The organism is Paenibacillus sp. 203 (assembly GCF_037027525.1).
Lineage (GTDB): Bacteria > Bacillota > Bacilli > Paenibacillales > Paenibacillaceae > Paenibacillus > Paenibacillus polymyxa_B.
The window spans coordinates 397,458-417,755 of record NZ_JAXCHD010000004.1; the positions used below are offsets into that span (position 1 = coordinate 397,458).

Annotated in this window: 20 protein-coding genes; 10 read left to right on the top strand and 10 right to left on the bottom strand. The window is 44.6% G+C overall.

Going from position 1 to position 20,298, the window contains the following annotated elements; genetic code table 11:
- Positions 1–59: 59 nt before the first annotated feature.
- The 3 genes from WA407_RS11255 to WA407_RS11265 all read right to left on the bottom strand — a co-directional run bounded on the left by WA407_RS11255 (position 60) and on the right by WA407_RS11265 (position 2,237).
- Positions 60–494, bottom strand: a complete 435-nt coding sequence (locus tag WA407_RS11255) for a threonine/serine exporter family protein (protein WP_061829071.1) — start codon at positions 492–494, stop codon at positions 60–62.
- Positions 495–514: 20 nt separating this feature from the next.
- Entirely contained in the window at positions 515–1,270 is a 756-nt protein-coding gene (locus tag WA407_RS11260) for a threonine/serine exporter family protein (RefSeq protein WP_061829072.1), read from the bottom strand.
- A 112-nt stretch (positions 1,271–1,382) separates the two neighbouring features.
- A complete protein-coding gene (locus tag WA407_RS11265; protein ID WP_250262103.1) occupies positions 1,383–2,237 on the bottom strand; it encodes a hypothetical protein in 855 nt (284 codons plus the stop codon).
- A 359-nt stretch (positions 2,238–2,596) separates the two neighbouring features.
- Here WA407_RS11265 and WA407_RS11270 point away from each other — a divergent pair, with 359 nt between their 5' ends.
- Entirely contained in the window at positions 2,597–3,328 is a 732-nt protein-coding gene (locus WA407_RS11270; RefSeq protein WP_336077385.1) for an HAD family hydrolase, read from the top strand.
- A gap of 137 nt (positions 3,329–3,465) precedes the next feature.
- A complete protein-coding gene (locus WA407_RS11275; RefSeq protein ID WP_069291431.1) occupies positions 3,466–4,146 on the top strand; it encodes a serine/threonine protein kinase in 681 nt (226 codons plus the stop codon).
- Positions 4,147–4,231: 85 nt separating this feature from the next.
- Here WA407_RS11275 and WA407_RS11280 read toward each other — a convergent pair whose 3' ends face one another.
- Positions 4,232–5,650, bottom strand: coding sequence for an NAD-dependent malic enzyme (locus WA407_RS11280; protein ID WP_134903719.1), 1,419 nt, complete (start codon positions 5,648–5,650; stop codon positions 4,232–4,234).
- A gap of 272 nt (positions 5,651–5,922) precedes the next feature.
- The gene (speD, locus tag WA407_RS11285) at positions 5,923–6,729 is read right to left on the bottom strand and encodes an adenosylmethionine decarboxylase (protein WP_013309324.1); all 807 of its coding nucleotides are present in this window, start codon (positions 6,727–6,729) and stop codon (positions 5,923–5,925) included.
- Positions 6,730–7,432: 703 nt separating this feature from the next.
- Between speD and WA407_RS11290 the strand changes: the two genes are divergently transcribed.
- Positions 7,433–8,281: a hypothetical protein gene (locus WA407_RS11290; protein WP_235307833.1), complete on the top strand. Its 849-nt coding sequence runs from the start codon at positions 7,433–7,435 to the stop codon at positions 8,279–8,281.
- A gap of 86 nt (positions 8,282–8,367) precedes the next feature.
- Here the strand turns inward: WA407_RS11290 and WA407_RS11295 are convergent, their stop codons facing one another.
- Positions 8,368–9,381 (bottom strand): RluA family pseudouridine synthase, encoded by a 1,014-nt coding sequence (locus WA407_RS11295; protein WP_061829078.1) that lies wholly within the window; start codon positions 9,379–9,381, stop codon positions 8,368–8,370.
- Between the two features lie 223 nt (positions 9,382–9,604).
- On the opposite strand from WA407_RS11295, the gene recQ reads away from it, so the two are divergent.
- The 3 genes from recQ (at position 9,605) to WA407_RS11310 (ending at position 14,926) form a co-directional block, all read left to right on the top strand.
- Positions 9,605–11,503, top strand: coding sequence for a DNA helicase RecQ (recQ, locus tag WA407_RS11300; protein ID WP_336077386.1), 1,899 nt, complete (start codon positions 9,605–9,607; stop codon positions 11,501–11,503).
- A gap of 56 nt (positions 11,504–11,559) precedes the next feature.
- On the top strand, positions 11,560–13,428 hold the full coding sequence (locus tag WA407_RS11305; protein ID WP_061829080.1) for a B12-binding domain-containing radical SAM protein: 1,869 nt from the start codon (positions 11,560–11,562) through the stop codon (positions 13,426–13,428).
- 184 nt (positions 13,429–13,612) lie between these two features.
- The gene (locus tag WA407_RS11310; RefSeq protein ID WP_254327660.1) at positions 13,613–14,926 is read left to right on the top strand and encodes an alkaline phosphatase; all 1,314 of its coding nucleotides are present in this window, start codon (positions 13,613–13,615) and stop codon (positions 14,924–14,926) included.
- 208 nt (positions 14,927–15,134) lie between these two features.
- Here WA407_RS11310 and WA407_RS26745 read toward each other — a convergent pair whose 3' ends face one another.
- The 4 genes from WA407_RS26745 to WA407_RS11325 all read right to left on the bottom strand — a co-directional run bounded on the left by WA407_RS26745 (position 15,135) and on the right by WA407_RS11325 (position 17,625).
- Entirely contained in the window at positions 15,135–15,224 is a 90-nt protein-coding gene (locus WA407_RS26745) for a putative holin-like toxin (RefSeq protein WP_367988533.1), read from the bottom strand.
- A gap of 168 nt (positions 15,225–15,392) precedes the next feature.
- Positions 15,393–15,683, bottom strand: coding sequence for a hypothetical protein (locus WA407_RS11315; RefSeq protein ID WP_235307835.1), 291 nt, complete (start codon positions 15,681–15,683; stop codon positions 15,393–15,395).
- 745 nt (positions 15,684–16,428) lie between these two features.
- Complete coding sequence (locus WA407_RS11320; RefSeq protein ID WP_250267834.1) at positions 16,429–17,034, bottom strand: DedA family protein; 606 nt, start codon at positions 17,032–17,034, stop codon at positions 16,429–16,431.
- 15 nt (positions 17,035–17,049) lie between these two features.
- Positions 17,050–17,625 carry a class I SAM-dependent methyltransferase gene (locus tag WA407_RS11325; RefSeq protein ID WP_336077387.1) on the bottom strand — a complete coding sequence of 192 codons (576 nt, stop codon included), beginning with the start codon at positions 17,623–17,625 and terminating at the stop codon, positions 17,050–17,052.
- 287 nt (positions 17,626–17,912) lie between these two features.
- Between WA407_RS11325 and WA407_RS11330 the strand changes: the two genes are divergently transcribed.
- The 4 genes from WA407_RS11330 (at position 17,913) to WA407_RS11345 (ending at position 20,285) form a co-directional block, all read left to right on the top strand.
- Positions 17,913–18,683, top strand: a complete 771-nt coding sequence (locus tag WA407_RS11330; RefSeq protein ID WP_336077388.1) for a hypothetical protein — start codon at positions 17,913–17,915, stop codon at positions 18,681–18,683.
- 54 nt (positions 18,684–18,737) lie between these two features.
- A complete protein-coding gene (locus tag WA407_RS11335; RefSeq protein ID WP_235307839.1) occupies positions 18,738–19,088 on the top strand; it encodes a FlxA-like family protein in 351 nt (116 codons plus the stop codon).
- Between the two features lie 295 nt (positions 19,089–19,383).
- A complete protein-coding gene (locus tag WA407_RS11340; RefSeq protein ID WP_250267838.1) occupies positions 19,384–19,812 on the top strand; it encodes a GNAT family N-acetyltransferase in 429 nt (142 codons plus the stop codon).
- A gap of 11 nt (positions 19,813–19,823) precedes the next feature.
- Positions 19,824–20,285, top strand: coding sequence for a hypothetical protein (locus WA407_RS11345; protein WP_250267839.1), 462 nt, complete (start codon positions 19,824–19,826; stop codon positions 20,283–20,285).
- The last annotated feature ends 13 nt before the right edge of the window (positions 20,286–20,298 follow it).

The following is a 20,298-nucleotide window of genomic DNA, read 5'->3' on the forward strand; positions in this document are numbered from 1 at the left end:
TCTCTACACTGCGGATGATTTTGGGAGCAGCCTCTTTTATTTTGCTATTTTCATCGCTTTTAACGCTGAGGTCTAAAACGTATGTTGTGAAAAATTTGATTAAGCACCTCAGAGAGCACCAAACCGACAGCAATAGCTCCTGCGATCATCAGCGTGCTCAGGGCCAGCTCCAGTGCCTGAGGATAATGTTGTTGTACGAACTGGCGCATGGCATTATAGGCCATTCCCCCTGGAACGAGCGGAATCATGCCTGCTACGCTGAAAATAATCACAGGCATTTTGTACAGCCGCGCAAAGCCTTGACTGACGATGCCGATGAGGATCGTTGCTAAAAGGCTGGCGCTCACAGGTCCCATGCTGTCCGTGGTTGAATAATAGACCAGCCAACCTAGCATACCAACAAAACCACATTGCAGCAGCGAGCGCCGGGGGGCGTGGAAAAGTATGCCGAAACCAGCGGTGGCAATAAAGCTTGTGAATAATTGTGCAAGCATAGACTTGAATCTCCTCCGAATCACATATAAGAAATGATAACCGCAACGCCAGCTCCAATGCCGAAAGACGTCAGGCAAGCATCGGCTCCCTTGGAAAGACCCGAAACAAGGTGCCCTGACATTAAATCACGAATGGCATTTGTAATTAACAAGCCTGGAACCAGTGGCATGACGGAGCCAATTATAATTTTATCCATCATCTGTCCCCAGCCTACTATCGTTAACAGAGCCGCCAGCAAGCCGATTAGAAAAGATGCAGAAAACTCTGAGAAAAACTTGACCTTAACGAGCCTGTGAAAATACTGTACGGCTGCAAATCCGATACCGCCGCATAACACAGCTGCGGGGAAGTCTCGCCAGACACCACCAAACATAATCATAAAGCAACCGCTGGCCAACGCAGCAGCCATCAGCTGTACACGGTTGGAATAGCGGAGGGGGCCACGCTCAATCTCCGCAAGCTCCTTGACGGCAGCGCGGGGAGACAAATCACCTGTGCTGATTTTACGTGAAATGGAATTGACCTCTGTCACCTTGTGCAAATCGGTGGTCCGCTCTACGATGCGGATGAGCTTGGCAGGCTCCGAATCATTAATGGCAAAAAAAATCCCAGTTGGTGTTACATAGCTATGGGACTGGGATATGCCATAGGCTGAAGCAATGCGGGACATCGTGTCTTCAACACGATAGGTTTCGGCTCCATTTTGCATCATCAGTTTGCCCGCCAACAGACAAACTTCAATGATTTCAGGAGTAGGATAGGAATGATTATTCATACTCGCTCTCTTTCATTCGTACCGGGCCGTTCGACCCTATTATTTTCATTTATTGTAGCACAAAAAGCCGCCTTTTCAGAGGCGGTTATGTTAGGGGGGATCGAAGTTTTCGTCAAGATTCTATCATATCGGGAATAACGGTATAGTAGGACTCTTCCAGATATGTTGCGGCCTCAGATAGGCCCATCAACTTAAGCTGTCCAGCTACAAAAGCACGAAGGGCAGAATGGGTGAACAGATGCCGTGTCTGGGCATCCCGAATAAAGGCCAGTCTGGCTTCACGCGAACCGTTATAGAACAATTCACGTACAGCTTCGCCTTGTTGTTCCCAAAGGAAAGGCTCCGTTACGGTCAAGAGGGTACTTTCCATAGAAGAGCTATGTTTCGCGGAAGAAGATACCTGAATGCCCAAGCCGTTCAGCGTAGGAGCTGCTTCATTGTGCTTCCGTTCTGCTCGCAAGCTGTCGATATAGGCAGCCATATCCTGAATCGGTTCGATACCAAATCGTTCCCGAAAGCATTCGCGTACAAACGCGGTGCGTTCATCTACAAGCTGAGGCAGTCGCTGACCTGCATGTCCAGAATAGTCGTCTCCGCTGGCGTAGTATCGTTTTAATGAACTGTTCTCTGTATAAACAACGCTTAAAAAATCCTGCAAATGACGGGCAACCACCCATACACCCGTCCAATCGACGGGAGATACGCATACGATAGGGGCCTGTGAAAGGTCCTTTTCAAGACCAAAATCCGTTAAAAAGCCATAATGTATTCCGTCCACTCCTGCGTGGGCAAAAGGAATAACATCTGGTGGTGTAGCCATATATCGTGGCGCGCGGCCCTGCTCCATAATCAATCCCAAATCAAAACTCAGAGAATGCCGGTTCGCTTCGAGCTCCTTTTCAAATTCTATAAGTGCCTCAATCAAAGGTGTAGCTGATCCATAGGCTAGGTTAGAACCGGAATCCATCGTGTATGCCTCCCTTATCCAATACATCCATTAAAGCGTTCATCCCTAAAAGGTACGTGATTTTACACGAAATGTAAACCTGTATGACGAATATTTTCAAAAATGTGACCTTTTACCCGTGTGTTGTCAAATAAAACGCTTTCGAGCAAAGCAGGACAAGATACCTATGTTAGCTCGGTAGAGAAGTAAAGTGGGTTTGCGAAAATGCGGTCTTTTCAGTGTATGTTAGCAACCGTGAAGTGTGATTGCAGGATGCGCGGTGTGAAGGACAAGGTGCAACGTAACAGGCCAACGGGTATAATATCAGGACAAGGTGAAAAGGAGCGTCATCCGAAGATTTAACAGAAAGAAGTGGGCATATGAACTTGCAAAAGAAGGCTGTTTTTTTTGATGTAGATGATACGATGTACGATCATTTGCACCCTACACGCGATGCATTGCGTACAGTATTAGGATTGAATGAGCGTTTTCCTTATGAGAAAGCCTACCATCGTATTCGCTATTACAGCGACGCACTATCGGCTAAAGGAGGACTATTGGAGGGGAAGGCAGGGCCGGATGAACTGGATGAGATGAGGGAAGGCCGTTTCATTCTGGCTTTACAAGAATTCGGGGTAGAAATCACCCGTGAGCAGGCAGTACATGTTCAGCAAGAATACTTGGATCGTCAGTACCGAATTGAGCCTTTTGAGGGGGCTACCTCGTTAATAAATGAATTGAGCTCGGCTGGCTTTTTAGTTGGATTAATTACAAACGGTCTTGAAGAACACCAGATGAGCAAGATCAAGGCGATGGCGTTGGAAAATCATGTTGCGGCAGAGCATATCTTTGTATCTGGGACTGTTGGCTATGCCAAGCCTGATCCGCGCATCTTCGAAGTAGTGAATGAGCGGACAGGAACGTTAGCAGAGCACTGCTGCTACATTGGGGATTCCTGGCGTAATGACGTGGCGGGAGCTATAGCTGCAAATTGGCAGGTGATCTGGTTCAATCACAGGAATGCTCCCCCGGAAACTGATGTGCTGGGGAACTATAAAACAGCAGCAAGCTATGCAGAGTTAAGAAGGTTGCTGCTGCCGGACGCTCGTTAGACACGGTACATACCGTATTTTTTAAAAGAATCAACCTATTTTGAAGCCATTCCAAAAGATAACCCGTAATACTATTTATCTGTTATAGAACTAACTTCATTGGTAAAGGTTTAGAACAGAGAAGGAGGGGATCGCGCATGGTAGAACAATGGAGGCAGGCAGAAGACATCATAAGTCAAGTGACCGTATACAGTACGGAGGATAATGATCCGGTTACCATTAAAACAGCCACTCAAGACGTCCGCTGTATTGGCATCGGGACAGATGCGGCCGTATTTACGCTCGATACGTTGCCAGGCTACGCGTTCAAGGTGTACTCAGACATGGCGATCGAGAAAAAAGATGCGGAGGCCGACGTATATGAGCGTTTGCGAGGGTCTGACTTTTTTCCTCATTATTACGGAAAAGGCGACAAGTATATTGTCATAAGTTATGAATCCGGTATTACGCTGCTGGATTGTTTGCTGCAAGGAATTCCTGTGCCAGAGCAGGTCATTCTGGATGTGGAAAAGGCGAGGGAATTTGTCCGGTCCAAGGGGCTGAATCCCCGTGATATTCACCTCAAGAATGTACTTATGCAAGATGGGCGTGCCAAGGTATTGGACGTATCGGAATACGTGAAGGAAGGCGATGACAAGCGCTGGGAGCATTTGGTGTGGGCGTATCATACGTTTTATTCCGGTATCTCGGAGGTTAAGGTGCCCTCATGGATTTTGGATACGATTAAAAAATGGTACTACAAGCTGGATAACTCCAACTTTAATCTGGAGGAGTTTGCTCAGCGTGCCAGTCAATTGTTCTCTAAATGGAGGTCATAACCGCTGTAAAGATAACGGATATGAAGCTTGATCTCTCGATAGCAAAAAGGATTGCACCCGCATTTAGGGGAGCAATCCTTTTCTTTTATCTGAAATCCCGAGGCACTCTTCTGGCTGTACCGCTCGCAATCGCGGCTTGAATTACCTTTTCACGTACCCGTTGAACCGCACTCTCGTTAAATACACCTGGGATAATATACAACTTGTTTAGTTCTTCAGGACGGATCGTGCCTGCGATGGCCTCTGCGGCCGCCAGCTTCATCTCTTCGTTGATTTCACGAGCACGGCAGTCGAGCGCCGCTCGAAAGATGCCAGGGAAACAAAGCACATTGTTAATTTGGTTAGGATAATCCGAACGTCCGGTGGCGATGACACCTGCAATGTCCTCGACGTCCTCTGGCGCAATTTCAGGAACCGGGTTAGCCATAGTGAACAGCACCGGGGCTTCTTTCATACGTTTCACGTCTTCTCGTTGCAGTATTCCACCTGCCGACAGACCGATAAACACGTCAGCGTCCTTCAGAACCTCGGACAGCGTGCCAGACAGCCGTTCAGGGTTGGTATGCTGCGCATACCAGTTCCACATCGGATGCTCGTATGTTTCATCAGCTGTAAGAGCCCCATGGCGGTCTACGCCAATGATGTTGACAGCCCCTGCAGATAGCAAAATTTTGGTGCAAGCCACACCCGCAGCCCCGATACCACAGACGACAATTTTGACGTCAGACAGGGCTTTGCCGACAACTTTGAGCGCATTGATCAGCCCTGCGTATAAAACGACAGCTGTGCCGTGCTGATCGTCATGAAAAACAGGTATGTCCAGCTCTTTACGTAACCGCTGTTCAATCTCAAAGCATCGTGGCGATGAAATATCCTCCAGATTAATACCGCCAAAAGCTGGGGCCATTTGCTTAATGGCCTTAATGATCTCTTCGGTGTCCTGCGTATCCAGACAGATTGGAAAGGCATCGACGGAGCCGAGCTGCTTGAACAGCATAGCTTTGCCTTCCATAACCGGCATGGCTGCATAGGGACCGATGTTACCTAGCCCGAGGACAGCGCTTCCGTCAGAGACGACAGCGACCGTGTTGCGCTTGATCGTCAAACGGAAAGCTTTGTCGGGTTCCTCGTGAATCGCCATGCATACGCGTGCCACATCGGGGGTATATACCCGGGATAAGTCATCGCGGTTTTGAATTGGGACTTTGGGCTGCATTTCAATTTTGCCCCCGAGGTGTAATAGGAAGGTACGATCAGAGATGGATAATACTTTAACACCTTGTGCTTTTTTAATTCGGGCAATCATACGGTCGATTTCTGCTGGATCGGCAATGGTCACCGTAATATCCCTCACGGTGACCTTCTCAGAGGTGCTAATGACGTCAATGGCAATCACATCTCCGCCATGTTCGTTTACCAGCGTAATCAATTGACCAAATTGGATGTGCCCGGTGGAAATTTCCAATCGTAAAATGATGTTTTTACCGCCAATACCGCCTTGCATACAAATTCCTCCTTTGTTTTCCATAACAAAATCATACGTAGGATCAATTGATTGCGCTTACAATAAGAAGCGGATGTAAAATCCATGCTGTTATTTTAAATTAGTGGTTTCTTCCCCTATCATAGTGAACAATCTCTCGCTTGTACAGATCAAGTTGAGTAATATCTATTATTTTGTATTTAACAAAGGACGAAAGCCCGGCTATATTCCAGTCCAAGCGATCATCCTTTTTTCAATGAAATGATCTATTTTATTTTTACGCATTCGATCTGTTACGTCATATTTTTACCGTAGTAAATTTCGTCCATTTCGATTTTGAGACGTGTTGATATATTTTGTTGCTCTTTTTCACTCAGGCTTTCCTTGGTGTAGCCGAACAGGTAATTGTCCAGATCGAATTGTTTTAGCTTACATTTGGTATGGAAAATATTTTCCTGATACACATTCACGTCGATCATGTCATACTGACTGCGCACTTCGTCCGGAATATAGTTTTGAATGGAGGCGATATCATGGTCGATGAAAAGCTTATGTCCATTCGTATCACGTGTGAAGCCGCGCACCCGATAATCAATCGTCATAATGTCGGTGTCGAAAGAATGAGTCAAATAGTGGAGTGCCTTGAGCGGGGAGATTTCCCCACAGGTAGAGACATCAATATCGGCTCGAAACGTACTGATCCCCTCGTCTGGATGATATTCCGGGTAGGTGTGAACCGTAATGTGGCTTTTATCCAGCTGTATCACGACAGATTCAGGTAGGGGGCCGGGTGACTCGGCATAAGATTCAGTCGGTACCTCCACAATGGGTCCTTCGGATATAAGTACGGTCACGCTGGCTCCTTGAGGTACATAATCCTGCTGGGCTACGTTGAGCACGTGGGCGCCGATAATGTCAGATACATTTTTTAAAATAGCTGTCAGTCGATCTGAGTTGTATTGTTCATCAATATATTCAATATACGCCTCGCGTTCTTCTTTGGTTTTGGTGTAACAAATATCGTACATGTTGAAGCTCAATGATTTGGTCAGGTTGTTAAATCCGTGCAGGGTAATCCGCTGTTCCGGTGTTATGGTCATAGGCTATTTCCCCTTATAGTCGCAGTATTCGTACATAATATTCCCAACACGCCTTTTCATATACCGATTCATAAAATCAGTTTTGTAACTGTTAGATTAAAGGCTTAAACAAGTATGTCTTACCCGTTTGGCATAATTAAAAACAGGTAGGGGAGGGGCTTTGTTTTTACATGTATGGAAATTTTAATGTATATATATTTTATTTCTTACTCAGCAATTTTTAAGTAACAGGACTTATAATGTGGACTATGCATACGAAGAAGGAACTGAATGGACAGAGGAGTCGTAGTAAGACATAAGAACCGGGTTAGTAATTCATTAATTCATTAATTCATTAATTTAATGTGTTTCACCTTCACAATGCCGAAAGCTTAACCGAATATGATTATAGACCAAAAAAAATAGTGATTTTGTATATTGCGAAAATCGAGAAAAGCAACTTCAGCTAATAATATGCGTATAATGAAATAAACGTAAGAAGCTGAGAATTATGAAGTTAAAATGAATTTTGATAGCAAAATTCATTTTATAAACCGATCGCATGTTACTATCAGGATTTTACAAAATTCGATTCCAGTCGCTCCGAATTTGTAAGTTATAGACGAACTAAACCATTTCGATCTATATCTTGTTCATTGGAGTTTGCTTATTGGATTTTTGCAAAATCCTCTACTGTAAGAAAAACGGTGGAAGGAGTATCAAGATGCTGGCTTTGTCCGATCCGGCCTGGACTCTGCTCCAAGGCCCCTACGGTTCCTCTCAATACGTCCCAAAAATGTTGAAACAGCTCCAAGCTGGATATGACGGCGAAATGGCTGACACCTTGTATTGGGAGGAACTGTATCACCAAAATACATTGTATACTTGCACATTTGCGGCTGTTCCTTACCTTGTAGACATTGCGTTAAAAAGTTCTGATATAAGGATTCGTGCAGATATCTATAACATTTGCGGAATATTCGAAGCGAAGAATAACAATCCCTTACATACCAAAGTTCCATTGGAATTTACAAGGGATCAGGTGAAAGTGGATTCTAGTGTGGCTGAATATATTTATGCGCAATATCGGTGTGCCATTGTCCGACTTGCAGAATTGACTGAAGAAATGGTGCTCTATGCGAAAGAACACGAAGGGGATGTAGGTAAACGCTATGTTCTGGCTGCGGGTGCCGCTTTTCAGGGATATCGCTGTATAGCTTATATGCTACAAAGCTTCGATACAGGTGACGAATATACGCTGGATTGTCCGCATTGCGGTACCCCGCTCTATATTTGGCCTGATGAACAGAATGACACCCTGGTTGTCTATGATAAGGACCCTGTAAATTCAGACAATCTGGTTCCCCATCCGATCCGCCCCCGTTCATTGGACCATAAAGGTGCTAATATACAGTGGTTACACGAATATGCCCAGAAAATTGAAGAGAACAAGCTTCTTGCTCAATTACCCTATTTAATCGGTTGGCTAGATTGTCCAGTGTGTAATACGCCCATATATATATGGGATGAGTTGATGAAAATGGCTGATGGTATTCGGAGGTATACCGCTTAATCAATCAAAAAAAGGGTGCTGTTTTCTACAGCCCCCTCATTTCCTCTTCTATTTTTCCACTTAATCTCCGTATGCTTTGCTCAATTCTACTCCCGAAACGGATTCAAAAAAGTTTTAGGAATATCGGATTCAAAACGCAGCAATACTCCGGTGACGGGATGAATAAATGACAATACCCTCGCATGTAGGCCAAGGCGCCCAATCGACTTGGATTTGGAACCGTATTTTTTATCTCCAACAATTGGATGACCGATATCCTCCATATGTACGCGGATTTGATTTTTGCGTCCGGTTTCCAAACGTACTTCCAGCAAAGAAAAATGACGATTGGCTTGAAGCAGCTTGTAATGAGTGACTGCGTGCTGTCCGTCATTCGGATAAGGACTGGAATACATTTTTAGCGTCTTGCTTTCTTTCAGCCATGAGGTGATTGTACCCTCAGCTTTTTTAACCTGTCCTTCTACAAGAGCAATGTATGTTCGTTCATACACAACTTCCTTCCACGCTTTTTGCATTTCCTGCTGTATGGCTTCGCTTTTTGCAAACATCATCACTCCTGATGTATCCCGATCCAAACGATGCAGTACAAAAATACGATTGTACGGATGTTCGCGCCTCACATGGGCCGTAAGCTGGCGATAGGCTGTTACTTCCTGCTCCTGCGCTGAAGCCACGGACAGCAACCCGGCATCCTTATGGATAACGATAATGGCTTCATCCTCATGCAAGATACGTAGCCCAGTCAGTGGTACGACGGGAGTTACTTTTTCTTTAGAAAGCGCGACAGTCTGACCTTGCTCCAGTGGAAAATTGTGCACGGTACGCGGAATGCCGTTGACGGACACCTGCCCACGAGCCAGTGCTGATTTAATGGAGTTACGACCCATGCCAGTCACATGCTCTACTAAAAAGCTTAACAGCTCGGCAGGCTCCTGGACGATGTATGTTTTGGCAGGGGCTTTATCAAAAGCATTCGTTCTCCGTTGAGCTTCCGGTCTATGGGAGCCAGATCTTCCGGCAGGTTTATGACTGCGTTTGGAATGGCTTGCGTTTGACGTAGATTTTGTATGATTTTTCCGTTGGGGTTTCCGATTGTTCATAGGTTCTTTCTCCTTCTTGGAACCGTGTCTCTTCATAATTATGGACAAATGTGCGGCACCGTGTTCACTATATCATGAGAAAACAGCGAACGCCATAAGGGACTAAACCAGATTGGCAGTCTTCTAGCGGTTGAACATTACCCTGAACCCCGGTAAACTAAAGGTAACGAAAGAAAAGCCGATATGCGTCAAGGACGCTAGAAATATGAGGAGTTTTGAAACTATGAGTGTACAAGCACCAACATTGGAACGGGCGCAGGACTTGCTGCAAAAATTTTATGGCTATCCCGATTTCCGGGAGGGACAAAAGAAAATTGTGGCCAGTATGCTGGAGGGCAACGATACGTTGGGCATCATGCCGACAGGGGGCGGAAAATCGATATGCTACCAGATCCCCGCGTTGTTGCATGAGGGGCTGACCATTGTCGTGTCACCGCTCATCTCGCTGATGAAGGACCAGGTGGATGCGCTGACCACCATGGGGATTGCTGCTGCCTACATCAATAGTACGTTGAGTGGTCGAGAAGTGAATGATCGCATACGAGCCGCACGGAATGGTGACTTGAAGTTACTATATGTCGCACCGGAACGACTGGAACTGGACTGGTTTCGCGATGAAATGGCTCAGTTGCCAATTTCCTGCGTTGCGGTAGATGAGGCTCACTGCGTATCCCAGTGGGGCCATGATTTCCGTACCAGCTACCTGGCTGTGGCTCCATTCGTGGACGGGCTGTATGAACGCCCAATCGTGGCGGCGTTTACGGCAACGGCGACACCGCAGGTCATGGATGATATCGTGCGCCTGCTTCGTCTGCGCTCACCGGAGACGTTCGTTACAGGCCTTGGACGGCCCAATTTGGCTTTCAGTGTGCTGCGTGGGGAAGACAAACGCAGCTTTTTACTGAATTATACCCGTGAGCATGAGGGTGAATCGGGCATTATTTATGCGGCGACACGTAAGGATGTGGACGATTTGTACCAACGGCTACGTGACGCAGGCATGGCGGCTGGACGCTATCATGCCGGGATGACAGATCAGGAACGTGCAGATAGCCAGGAAGGGTTTCTGTACGACGATATCCGGGTCATTGTAGCAACCAATGCCTTTGGCATGGGGATAGATAAATCGAACGTACGCTATGTCATTCACTACAACATGCCTAAAAATATGGAGGCTTACGTACAAGAGGCGGGGCGCGCAGGACGTGATGGCGACCCGAGTCAATGTATTTTACTGTTCGGACCGCAAGATATTGTGACGCAGAAGTTCCTGATTGAGCAAAATCCACAGGATGAAGACCGCAAGCGCAACGACTATCGCAAGCTCCAACAGATGGTTGATTATTGCTACACGACTCGTTGCCTACGTACGGCACAGCTTGAGTATTTTGGAGAAGCGGAGGAGCATGAAGCTTGCGGCATATGCAGTTCATGTACAGATGAGCGGGAATTGGTTGATATGACCATAGATGCGCAGAAGATTTTTTCGTGTATTCATCGCATGCGGGAACGTTATGGGGTCTCGATGGTCGCTTCGGTGTTGAAGGGATCGCGTAACAAAAAAGTGCTGCAATATGGTTTTGACAGCCTGCCAACCTATGGCGTGATGGGCAACCGAACGGAAAAAGAAATTGCCGAAATTATCAATGTTCTTGTTTCGGAAGGCTATCTAATGTTGTCCGAGGGACAATATCCAGTCGTACGCTTGCAGCAGCTTGCGGCTGAGGTGCTGAAAGGCCAGCGAGAAGTCATGCAGCGTGTGGTGCGACATGCCACGGCTTTTGCAGGTGGAGCAGGTTCACGCGGACGACAGGGACGCGATGCATACCCGGCTGCAGTCAACGAAACCGTGTTCGAGCAATTGCGCCTGATTCGCCGCGATCTGGCCGCTCAGGAGCATGTACCGTCTTATATCATTTTCAATGATGCAACGCTGCGTGAGATGAGCGTAGCGAGCCCGCAATCCGAGGCAGACATGTTGCGGATCAAGGGTGTCGGCGAAGTGAAGTTCCGCAAGTACGGCAAGCCGTTTCTTGATTTTTTTCAAAATCAGGGGAGTATCGGGGGAACGATAAGCGAGGACGAGATTTATGCAGACGATGTGTACGAGGATTTTGAATAGCTATACTAAGGTAAGGGGATATAACAGTTCATGCAAACTATAGAAGGTTGTGACCTATGAAAGTCATTTTATCAACGTTAAATGCAAAATATATTCATACCTCGCTGGCCATTCGATGCCTCAAAGCCTACAGTGAAAAGGACTTTGATATCGAGTTGGCGGAGTACACGATTAAGGACCCGGTGATGAACATCGTATCCGATTTGTTTCAACGCGGGGCAGATGTCATCGGCTTTTCTTGTTATATTTGGAACATTGAAGAGACGATCAAAGTCATTGATGTGTTGAAAAAGATTATGCCCGAGGTCAAAATTGTTCTGGGTGGTCCAGAGGTATCCTACGATACGGATCACTGGATGAAGCGCTTGGCGAATGTGGATTTTATCGTGGTTGGTGAAGGAGAGGAAACCTTCCATCAACTGCTGCAGGAGTTGGAAGGGGATGGCAAGTTCCATTTTGTGTATGGACTGGCTTACCGTAAGGGAGAAGAGGTTATTCAGATGCCCGGTCGCCCGAAAGCGGACTTGAACGAGCTACCGTCGCCCTATCGTTTTGCAGAGGATATACCGGAACTTGGGAAACGGGTTGTTTATTTTGAAACGAGCCGAGGCTGTCCGTTCAGTTGCCAGTTTTGTCTGTCGAGCATCGAAGTTGGGGTGCGCTATTACGATATCGAGCGTACAAAGTCGGATATTCTGTATCTGATCGACAATGGAGCCAACCTAATTAAGTTCGTGGATCGGACGTTTAACATTAAACGCGATTATGCGCTGGAAATGTTCAAATTTTTGATTGAAAATCACCGTGGTTGTGTCTTCCAGTTTGAGATTACGGCAGATATTATGCGTCCTGAAGTATTGGATTATTTGGCGGAAAACGCGCCGCCGGGCGTATTTCGTTTTGAAATCGGTGTCCAATCAACGAATGATCCTACCAATGAGTTGGTTAAGCGTCGCCAGAACTTTACCAAACTTTCCCGTACTGTTACCAAGGTCAAACAAAGTGGTAAAATCGACCAGCATTTGGATTTGATCGCCGGATTGCCCTTGGAGGACTACAACACATTCCGTAAAACGTTTAATGACGTTTTTGCGCTCGGCCCGGAAGAGCTTCAACTTGGCTTCCTCAAAATGCTGCGTGGCACCGGACTGCGTATCGACGCAGACAAGTATAACTATACGTATATGGATGTTGCGCCGTATGAAATGCTGAGCAATGACGTCCTTTCCTTTGCTGATATCGTCCGGCTCAAGCGCTTGGAAGATGTATTGGAAAAATACTGGAACTCTCATCGTATGGATCATACAGTTAACTATCTGATTGAGCGCGAATTCTCGTCCGCCTTTGATTTCTTTCAGGAATTCGGAGACTACTGGGAAGGACAGGGCTGGCAAAAAATCGGGCATCAGCTCGAAGACTTGTTCACGCGTCTCCAGTCCTTTCTAGAATCGCGTGGAACAAAGCGAATGGATATGGTGCTTGGACTGATGAAGCTTGATTATTTCCTTAACCATAAATACAAGCCGCGTAAAATTTGGTGGGAGCATACCTTGGAGAAGAATGATTGGTCCAGCTATATGAAAATGGTTCTCCAGCATCCGGATGCGCTGTTGTCACCTGCGGTTACAGATTTTGTGGCAGATGCGAGCAAGGAGAGTACAGGTGGGACGGATGTAGGCAGTCAACAGCCGCAGCCATACCGCGAGATTATTCCAGCCTTTGCTTCCTTGAAGCTGAGTGAAAAGGAACTGCAAAAGCACGCTGTGCTGGATGTACTGCCGTTCAGTCTGGATCATATCCTGAGCGGAGGAAGCCCATTGACAGCCGAAGGCCGCACCCTGCTGCTTGTAGTCTATCAGCAAAATGGACAGCAAAAACCGCTCTACTACACCATGCCGATCGGCAAAAATATCGCCGCCATTTAAATAAAAACGCCAGAGGGCATCGACTTTGATATACCAAGAGTCGGTGTCTTTTTTGTTTTATAAATAAATAGGCGCTCATTCCAAATTTTACATTCGCATAATCTATTGCTTTACGATGCTTTACAAAACAAATATATGATTACTTTATCATATATGAATATCAAATTTATTGGAGTGTGACCTTGTGAAAAAGCGTTCGATGAAAAAGAGTATCCTTGCTTTAGGTGCCATTACCGTTTTGAGTGCGCCATTGTTATCTGCTAATATCCCTAACGCTTTTGCAGCCTCATCTAATACCAAGTCTACTACCGCACAGGTATCCAAAGGACTGAAAACTTCGTCAGCGAAGGTCGATGCTCCTAAGAATGTCATTCTTTTTATCGGCGATGGTATGGGAGAAGCAAGTCGCAACGCGATTCGCTTGGCGACGGTAGGGAAATCGGGATTACTTGAAATGGATAACATGCCTGTAACCGGCCTGGTTAGTACAAGTTCAGGGGATAACCTGGTTACGGATTCTGCCGCGGCTGCAACTGCCATTGCAACAGGTGTGAAAACGTATAACGGCGCAATCGGAATGGATTTGAATAAAAAACCAGTGGCAACGATTATGGAGCTGGCTAAAAAAGCAGGCATGTCTACAGGTGTCGTGACGACAAGCCAAGTGACAGACGCAACGGGGGCCGCCTTTGGTGCGCATGTCGAAAAACGCTCCGCTCAAAGCGAGATTGCCAAGCAGTATCTGGAGAAAAGCAAGCTGGATGTTATTCTGGGCGGTGGTGAGGATTTCTGGTACCCTGCCGGAACAGTAGGCAAACATCCAGATGCTCCGGCAGAAGATCCTGAGGAAGCTAGTAAGGGAACTCAAGGGAATTTGGTAGAACAAGCGAAGAAGCTGGGTTATAGCTATGTGACGGATCAGGCAGGAATGAAAGCAGCCAAAGGTTCTAAGTTGCTAGGACTGTTCGCCAATGAAGAGATGTTTCAAGCTCACAACAAGCTGGGTAACTCTTACAACCCAACCGTTTCTCTACCGGATATGACGGCTAAAGCGATTGATGTTCTTTCCAAAAACCAAAAAGGTTTTTTCCTGATGGTAGAAGAAGAAGGAACGGATGAGATGGCGCATGACAATGAAGGGGAGTTAACGATTAAGGCTGGGCAACAACTTGATAAGGCCGTTAAAGTAGCTAAAGAGTATGCCAAAGCGCATCCAGATACATTAGTGTTGGTGACGGCAGATCATGAAACGGGCGGTTTGGCGATTGAAGGCGAAGATGCGGAGGATGAATCCGGTGAAGGCATTTCCAAAGAGGATGGTCCTTTTACTGTAAAAGGCTCCGATGAGAAGTTTTATATCGATTGGACCACGGGTGGACATACATCTGTTGATGTGGCGTTAACCGCGATGGGACCTGGGTCTTCTCAGTTTAGCGGGAATTATCCGAATACTGCCATTCATGACAAGTTAGTAAAGTTGCTTCAATTAAAGAAGTAACATGGTGTGAAAGGAAAGCCGCCCTTAAAAAGATTTTCCATATTGGCAATATGGTTTTTCCTGTGATAAACTAAAGCTAATAAGTATATACTGAAAAAGAGTAAGGATGCTGCCAACATCCTCACTCTTTTACAACAGCCGCTTATAAGGGCGGTGGCTGTAGGGTTGGATTAGTAAAATAGACCGCTAACCTTTTCCAGAGGGCGGTCTATTTCTTTTTGTTGAAGGAAAGAATCAAGATCACCAATGTCGCAAATTGAATCATCAACATCAATGTATCTTTAACCTCCACAGGCATCACCTCCTTTGCAGGAGACTAGCCGACCGCCCATCTAAGCGTTGTTAGTTTATAGTATATCATATGGATAGTATTGCTAAAAAGGACAAAAATGAAAACGCCTGTTTCTAGGCGTTTTTTGTTTTTTTAAAAGATATATTTTAAAAGTTGAAAATTATTATGTAGTTCTTACCCAGTATAGGTGTTACGTAACTCATCTAAAATTTGCATAGCATCTTTGAATCCCTGTAAATATATTTGGTTCTCTAGAATAGATTGTAGAGAGATTTGGGCATCTTCATATAAAAACAGGGTATGTTCGAGATGCTCGGGAACGGATTCACGGATTTGTTGAAAATACTGGTTGCTTTCCGTGGAAAATTGGTTGTATTCCGGGATGGTTTTAGAAAGATTGCTATACAATGTTTCTAATCGGTTTCTGATTATGGGTTCAACTAATATTTCTAAAGAATTAGACATGATTTGCAAACCTCCGGAGGGAAAATATTTTAATGTGTAATGACAAAATATCATGTAAATATTGTATCATTGCATAGCGATTTGGTATACCGAAAGGTGACATCATAGTGACGTCAAATCAATAGGAAATTTCAATAAATATCGAATATTTTGTGAACATTCTTGATTTTACTTAAAATGATAAGCAAAAAAGAAAGTGATTGAGTTTACACAATTGTTTCTTTCGTTTTCTTCTATTTCTATAAAATGATCTTGGATGTTGATGATTTATTCTTGGATGAAGAATACCGAAAACGAGGGATCTCCCAACTATTATTGACCGCAGCTCAGCAACATGTACACTGACAGGATTCAAGGGAATTGGGTATCGATAGGAAAGAATAATATTTCAGTACAAGAGAGTATGAATGAAATCAAAATATCAATGATGGGGGATTTTACCGTTATGAGCTGATCCTATAGCTCTGTCCTGTCATGTGAGGAAATGATAGTCTCTATAGGTTGAACTTAAAAAATGTACATGGAAAACGGAGTAGACGGAATGGTGCTGTACAAGCGAAGCGGTCGCTTTAAAAGCTTTCCGTAGGAAAGCTCACTTCGGAAGCATCACCTCCCCGGATTTCTACTGTTGAAGACTTTATTTCAGAAATCCGGGGGCGGTGGCGATGGGAAGCACCATCCGTCTGCGTATGTTCATAATATAAGCAAATTTAAAGGTTATCTTAGTGCCACTCGTGTTCTACCTTTACTCCTCTGTTGTTTTCTTCCCCCATACAAATTTCATTATAAGAAATATAATTGTCAGCATGATGAGAAGCAATACCATCTGCAAGCCATAACGATGGATTAGTTCTCCTACTGCTTGTACATGATCGCCAAAGATACGTCCGAGCAGAAAGAAGATCAGCGTCCAGATCAAACCCGTTGAATAAGAGAAGAGGGCATAGCGCTTGAAGCTCATTTTATTGATTCCGACAATATAAGGGATAATGTGACGGACGATCGGCAGCAAATAACTGATGCAAATAGTGAAGTTGCCATACTTATGTATCAATTTTTCCGAAAACGTAATGTACCTGTCCATTTTTTTCTTCCGACGCAAACGTTCTAGAATCGGTGTGCCCACGGTTCTCCCCAATACATAACCTAAGGACAAGCCTGATATAACCCCAAGATATACAATTAAAAAAGCGGGTAACGGGTGAAGTATGCCCATGCCTGTTACAGCCCCGCCAGTCATCACGATGACTTCATCCGGGATGGGCAGACCCACAATCCCCAGCCATAGAGAAAAGAATAATGCTGCATAGCCGTATTGTTCGATGATGGAAATTAAATATTCCACGTCCATACCCGTACTCCTTTCTTAGGTTTTCTTTCGGCATACATACACGAATGCGGGTGGAACATTCATTGGCACAAACTTGATTTCTTCAATATCAAACCATTCACCTAACTGCTGCTTCATCTGTTTAGAGTATTGAAAGGCCACAAACATTCCTCCATTCCTGAGTGATAGATGAATTTGTTCTACAATCTGATTTCGCATCGCTTGTGGAAAATTGAAAAATGGCAGCCCGCTGATTATGCAGTCAAGCTGTTCTATTTGGGCATTTTTCATAGCAAGCTGAAGCTCACGCGAGTCGGAATAGCACAGATAATTCGGGAATCTTCTTTTTAAACTCTGCTGCATGGTTTGGTCTTTCTCAAAGAGTAAAACCTTGGGTTGAAATTCAGCAGCAGACGGGATGTATTGGGTAATTGCCCCTGTTCCAGCACCAAGCTCGGCAACAGCATGAACTTCACTCCATGGAATGGATTCTATCATATTTTTAGCTAAAAATCTGGAACTTGGTGTTACACTACCCACGTATGCAGGCGAGTACAAAAATTTGACTAGGAACATAAGTCTCTCGTGAACCAAATGGCTAATACGGATCATACATCATTTCCCTACTTTCAATTTTTAAAATACGTTCATTTATTCTTTGCTAAGAGTAACAAATTATCCCTTTACTTACTCCTGTCTCAAGTAGGGTTGATCCCCCCGTCTTGCGGAGGGGATTTTCCCTGACTATGGTCTAGGAAATAATAAAAGGGTTACGGTATTAATGAGTCTGTATTTATTCAGTTATCATTCAGCATACCCTCAGGTTGCATTCAGTTTTGTTACCGATGAAAGGTAGGTGGGCAGCTAAAAACATTATGTACACTGAGAGGGGATCTACTTTGTCACTATCCATTAACAGGTATCTCATCACGACTTCCTATGATCAATCGAATATGGTGAAGTCAAATGAGAATGGACTAAATACCGCGGGTCATACCACACACAAGAAATCTAACGATTCACTTGAATTGAGTAAGGAATTCATGCAATACACGGGAGGAATGCAGGCTCCGCTTCCTACGGAAAACTACTGTAATGATTACAAGTACGATGACCAGGATACCATTGCACTAACTACAGACGAACAGAAAACGCTGTTGTCTGATCTGCAAAGTTACCTGATGTCTTCCAGTGCTTCCTCTGATACAGATGAACTCATTAATAGCAGGAAGAATTCGTTGGCTTCGGTTAGAGACTTATTAGCTGATGTGGATATTTCGACGGCAACAGATGAGGAAGTATCGGATCTATTCGATAAGATAGCAGAAACGATCCAAAATAATCGTCCTGCACCGACGCCTGAAGGTGACCCGTCCCATCCTGAAATGGATAGCAGTGGTCTGCCTCCTATGATGCAGGCAATGGGTGGAATTATGCCTCCATTCGCATGGAATATCCAAGAGACTTCCAATCAAGAGGATAACAGCACTACATCTGAAAAAGAGCTTACAGTAGATGGAAAAAGGTCCTTGCTGAGTGATTTGCAGAGCATTCTGAGTTCTAGTCTTATATCCGGGTCAACAGCTTCGGACAAAGATCAGGAAACAGATCTGCTTTCCGCATTAAAAGATGCATGGGGAAATACAGATGAATCGAATGCCATAGCTTAGAACCGGTTAGCCCACACGTGTAAAACTCATACTTTTATAAAGGGGAAATCTCGTATGAACATTTCATCCACATCCAGCAGTTCAATATCTATTGCAAGCACATCATCATCCAGTACCAACGATACAGCTAGTCTGGAAAAGCAAAAAGCTCAACTTGAAGCGGAGTACAACAAGGTACAGCAAAGTAAGGATAATAAAGATACAAAAGAAACAAAAATGAAGCAGCTTCAGCAACAAATTAAACAGATTGAAGCTCAAATTGCACAGCAAAGTTCGCAATCCAGCAGTACGTCAACTCCAAAAATGGAAAAGCCCGCTCCAAGTAACACAGAAACAACTCGTATCAACAGCGCTAACAGCAGCGATATTACGGGAGTTGGGAAATCACTGGATATTTCAATTTAATCATTCCATCTCTTCTCCTGTATGACAGACGATGTATAAACGATAGCAGGTTCTCCGTTTCATAGGGGCCTGCTTTTTTCGTTTACTAAATATTTTGCATGAATCCATAGAGCGACTTTAATCAGCGATATTTCGATTAGAATAATTCTGTCCATCTAAATTGAATCATGTGACTAAACATAGAAAAGTATATACAATATATAACAGTAGGAAGATGAAAGTATTTTAACCCTATTATTTTCTATATTTAAATCAGTAAGTGCTAGTAATCATTTCAAATTGGAGGATTTATGCCATGACGCTGGAACCTCAGATGAATCGAAGTAGTAGAGAGGAAGCGCGTTTAGTCAGGAACAAGTTGATTGAGTTTAATGCGAAACACGTCCCAGCAGATATTCGAACCCGATACGAAGAGATTAATCTTACGCTCAAAGATGAAGACGGTCAGGTCATGGGCGGTCTCCTAAGTGTACTATGTTGGAACTGGGTGGAGGTTGATATTTTGTGGGTAGATCAGCGTTACAGAGGAAAGGGCTACGGTTCACAACTGCTTGGTGAAATTGAACAGATTGCTAGAGATAAAGGGTGTAATTTTATACAACTTAATACGTTTACTTTTCAAGCGCCTAAATTCTATGAAAAGCATGGGTATGAAGTCGTTGGTGTCATTGACGATGCTCCGAGAGGCTTTAAACACTATTATTATAAGAAAAGTATCTACTGAGGACTCTATATATGCGTGTACAGATCAAGGAAATAAATAAAGATCAGCATATCATCATTCGTAGTATGGGCGAGGAAAAAGTATACGGCTACTGGACATATTTTTGGCATGAACTGACTTCCGGATATGCGTATGTTGTCCCGTATGAACAAAGCTTGAATAAGATGATTCCCGGTTGTGTAATTTCGGTCGAGACTTCTCAATCCAGTATAGAGGGGTTCAGAAGGCTTAAGTCTACTGAAGAGACAGGGATTTTTCGACCTCAACCAAAGCTAGGCGACTATTGGATTCAAGGAACGATACATCAAGTGATGCAGGGCGAAGCAGGCGAGATAGAATGTCTGGAGATTGTAGTAGGAGACACTACGTTTATTTTGGATTTTGAAGAAATAAATGGTGATGTCAACGTTAAAGCGGGCGACGGTGTCGCCATTGAAATCATAGGTCTGCAGTTGTTTGACGAGGGACTGTGATCGTTCTATGGCG

What these genes read in the sequence shown, in the direction of transcription:
- WA407_RS11275 (WP_069291431.1), top strand. Translation starts at nt 3,466, where the DNA reads ATGGTAGAACAATGGAGGCAGGCAGAAGACATCATAAGTCAAGTGACC.
- recQ (WP_336077386.1), top strand. Translation starts at nt 9,605, where the DNA reads ATGAGTGTACAAGCACCAACATTGGAACGGGCGCAGGACTTGCTGCAA.
- WA407_RS11340 (WP_250267838.1), top strand. Translation starts at nt 19,384, where the DNA reads ATGACGCTGGAACCTCAGATGAATCGAAGTAGTAGAGAGGAAGCGCGT.
- WA407_RS11335 (WP_235307839.1), top strand. Translation starts at nt 18,738, where the DNA reads ATGAACATTTCATCCACATCCAGCAGTTCAATATCTATTGCAAGCACA.
- speD (WP_013309324.1), bottom strand. Translation starts at nt 6,729, where the DNA reads ATGACCATAACACCGGAACAGCGGATTACCCTGCACGGATTTAACAAC.
- WA407_RS11265 (WP_250262103.1), bottom strand. Translation starts at nt 2,237, where the DNA reads ATGGATTCCGGTTCTAACCTAGCCTATGGATCAGCTACACCTTTGATT.
- WA407_RS11290 (WP_235307833.1), top strand. Translation starts at nt 7,433, where the DNA reads ATGCTGGCTTTGTCCGATCCGGCCTGGACTCTGCTCCAAGGCCCCTAC.
- WA407_RS11270 (WP_336077385.1), top strand. Translation starts at nt 2,597, where the DNA reads ATGAACTTGCAAAAGAAGGCTGTTTTTTTTGATGTAGATGATACGATG.
- WA407_RS11280 (WP_134903719.1), bottom strand. Translation starts at nt 5,650, where the DNA reads ATGCAAGGCGGTATTGGCGGTAAAAACATCATTTTACGATTGGAAATT.
- WA407_RS11315 (WP_235307835.1), bottom strand. Translation starts at nt 15,683, where the DNA reads ATGTCTAATTCTTTAGAAATATTAGTTGAACCCATAATCAGAAACCGA.
- WA407_RS11305 (WP_061829080.1), top strand. Translation starts at nt 11,560, where the DNA reads ATGAAAGTCATTTTATCAACGTTAAATGCAAAATATATTCATACCTCG.
- WA407_RS11260 (WP_061829072.1), bottom strand. Translation starts at nt 1,270, where the DNA reads ATGAATAATCATTCCTATCCTACTCCTGAAATCATTGAAGTTTGTCTG.
- WA407_RS11320 (WP_250267834.1), bottom strand. Translation starts at nt 17,034, where the DNA reads ATGGACGTGGAATATTTAATTTCCATCATCGAACAATACGGCTATGCA.
- WA407_RS11295 (WP_061829078.1), bottom strand. Translation starts at nt 9,381, where the DNA reads ATGAACAATCGGAAACCCCAACGGAAAAATCATACAAAATCTACGTCA.
- WA407_RS11345 (WP_250267839.1), top strand. Translation starts at nt 19,824, where the DNA reads ATGCGTGTACAGATCAAGGAAATAAATAAAGATCAGCATATCATCATT.
- WA407_RS11325 (WP_336077387.1), bottom strand. Translation starts at nt 17,625, where the DNA reads ATGATCCGTATTAGCCATTTGGTTCACGAGAGACTTATGTTCCTAGTC.
- WA407_RS26745 (WP_367988533.1), bottom strand. Translation starts at nt 15,224, where the DNA reads ATGCCTGTGGAGGTTAAAGATACATTGATGTTGATGATTCAATTTGCG.
- WA407_RS11255 (WP_061829071.1), bottom strand. Translation starts at nt 494, where the DNA reads ATGCTTGCACAATTATTCACAAGCTTTATTGCCACCGCTGGTTTCGGC.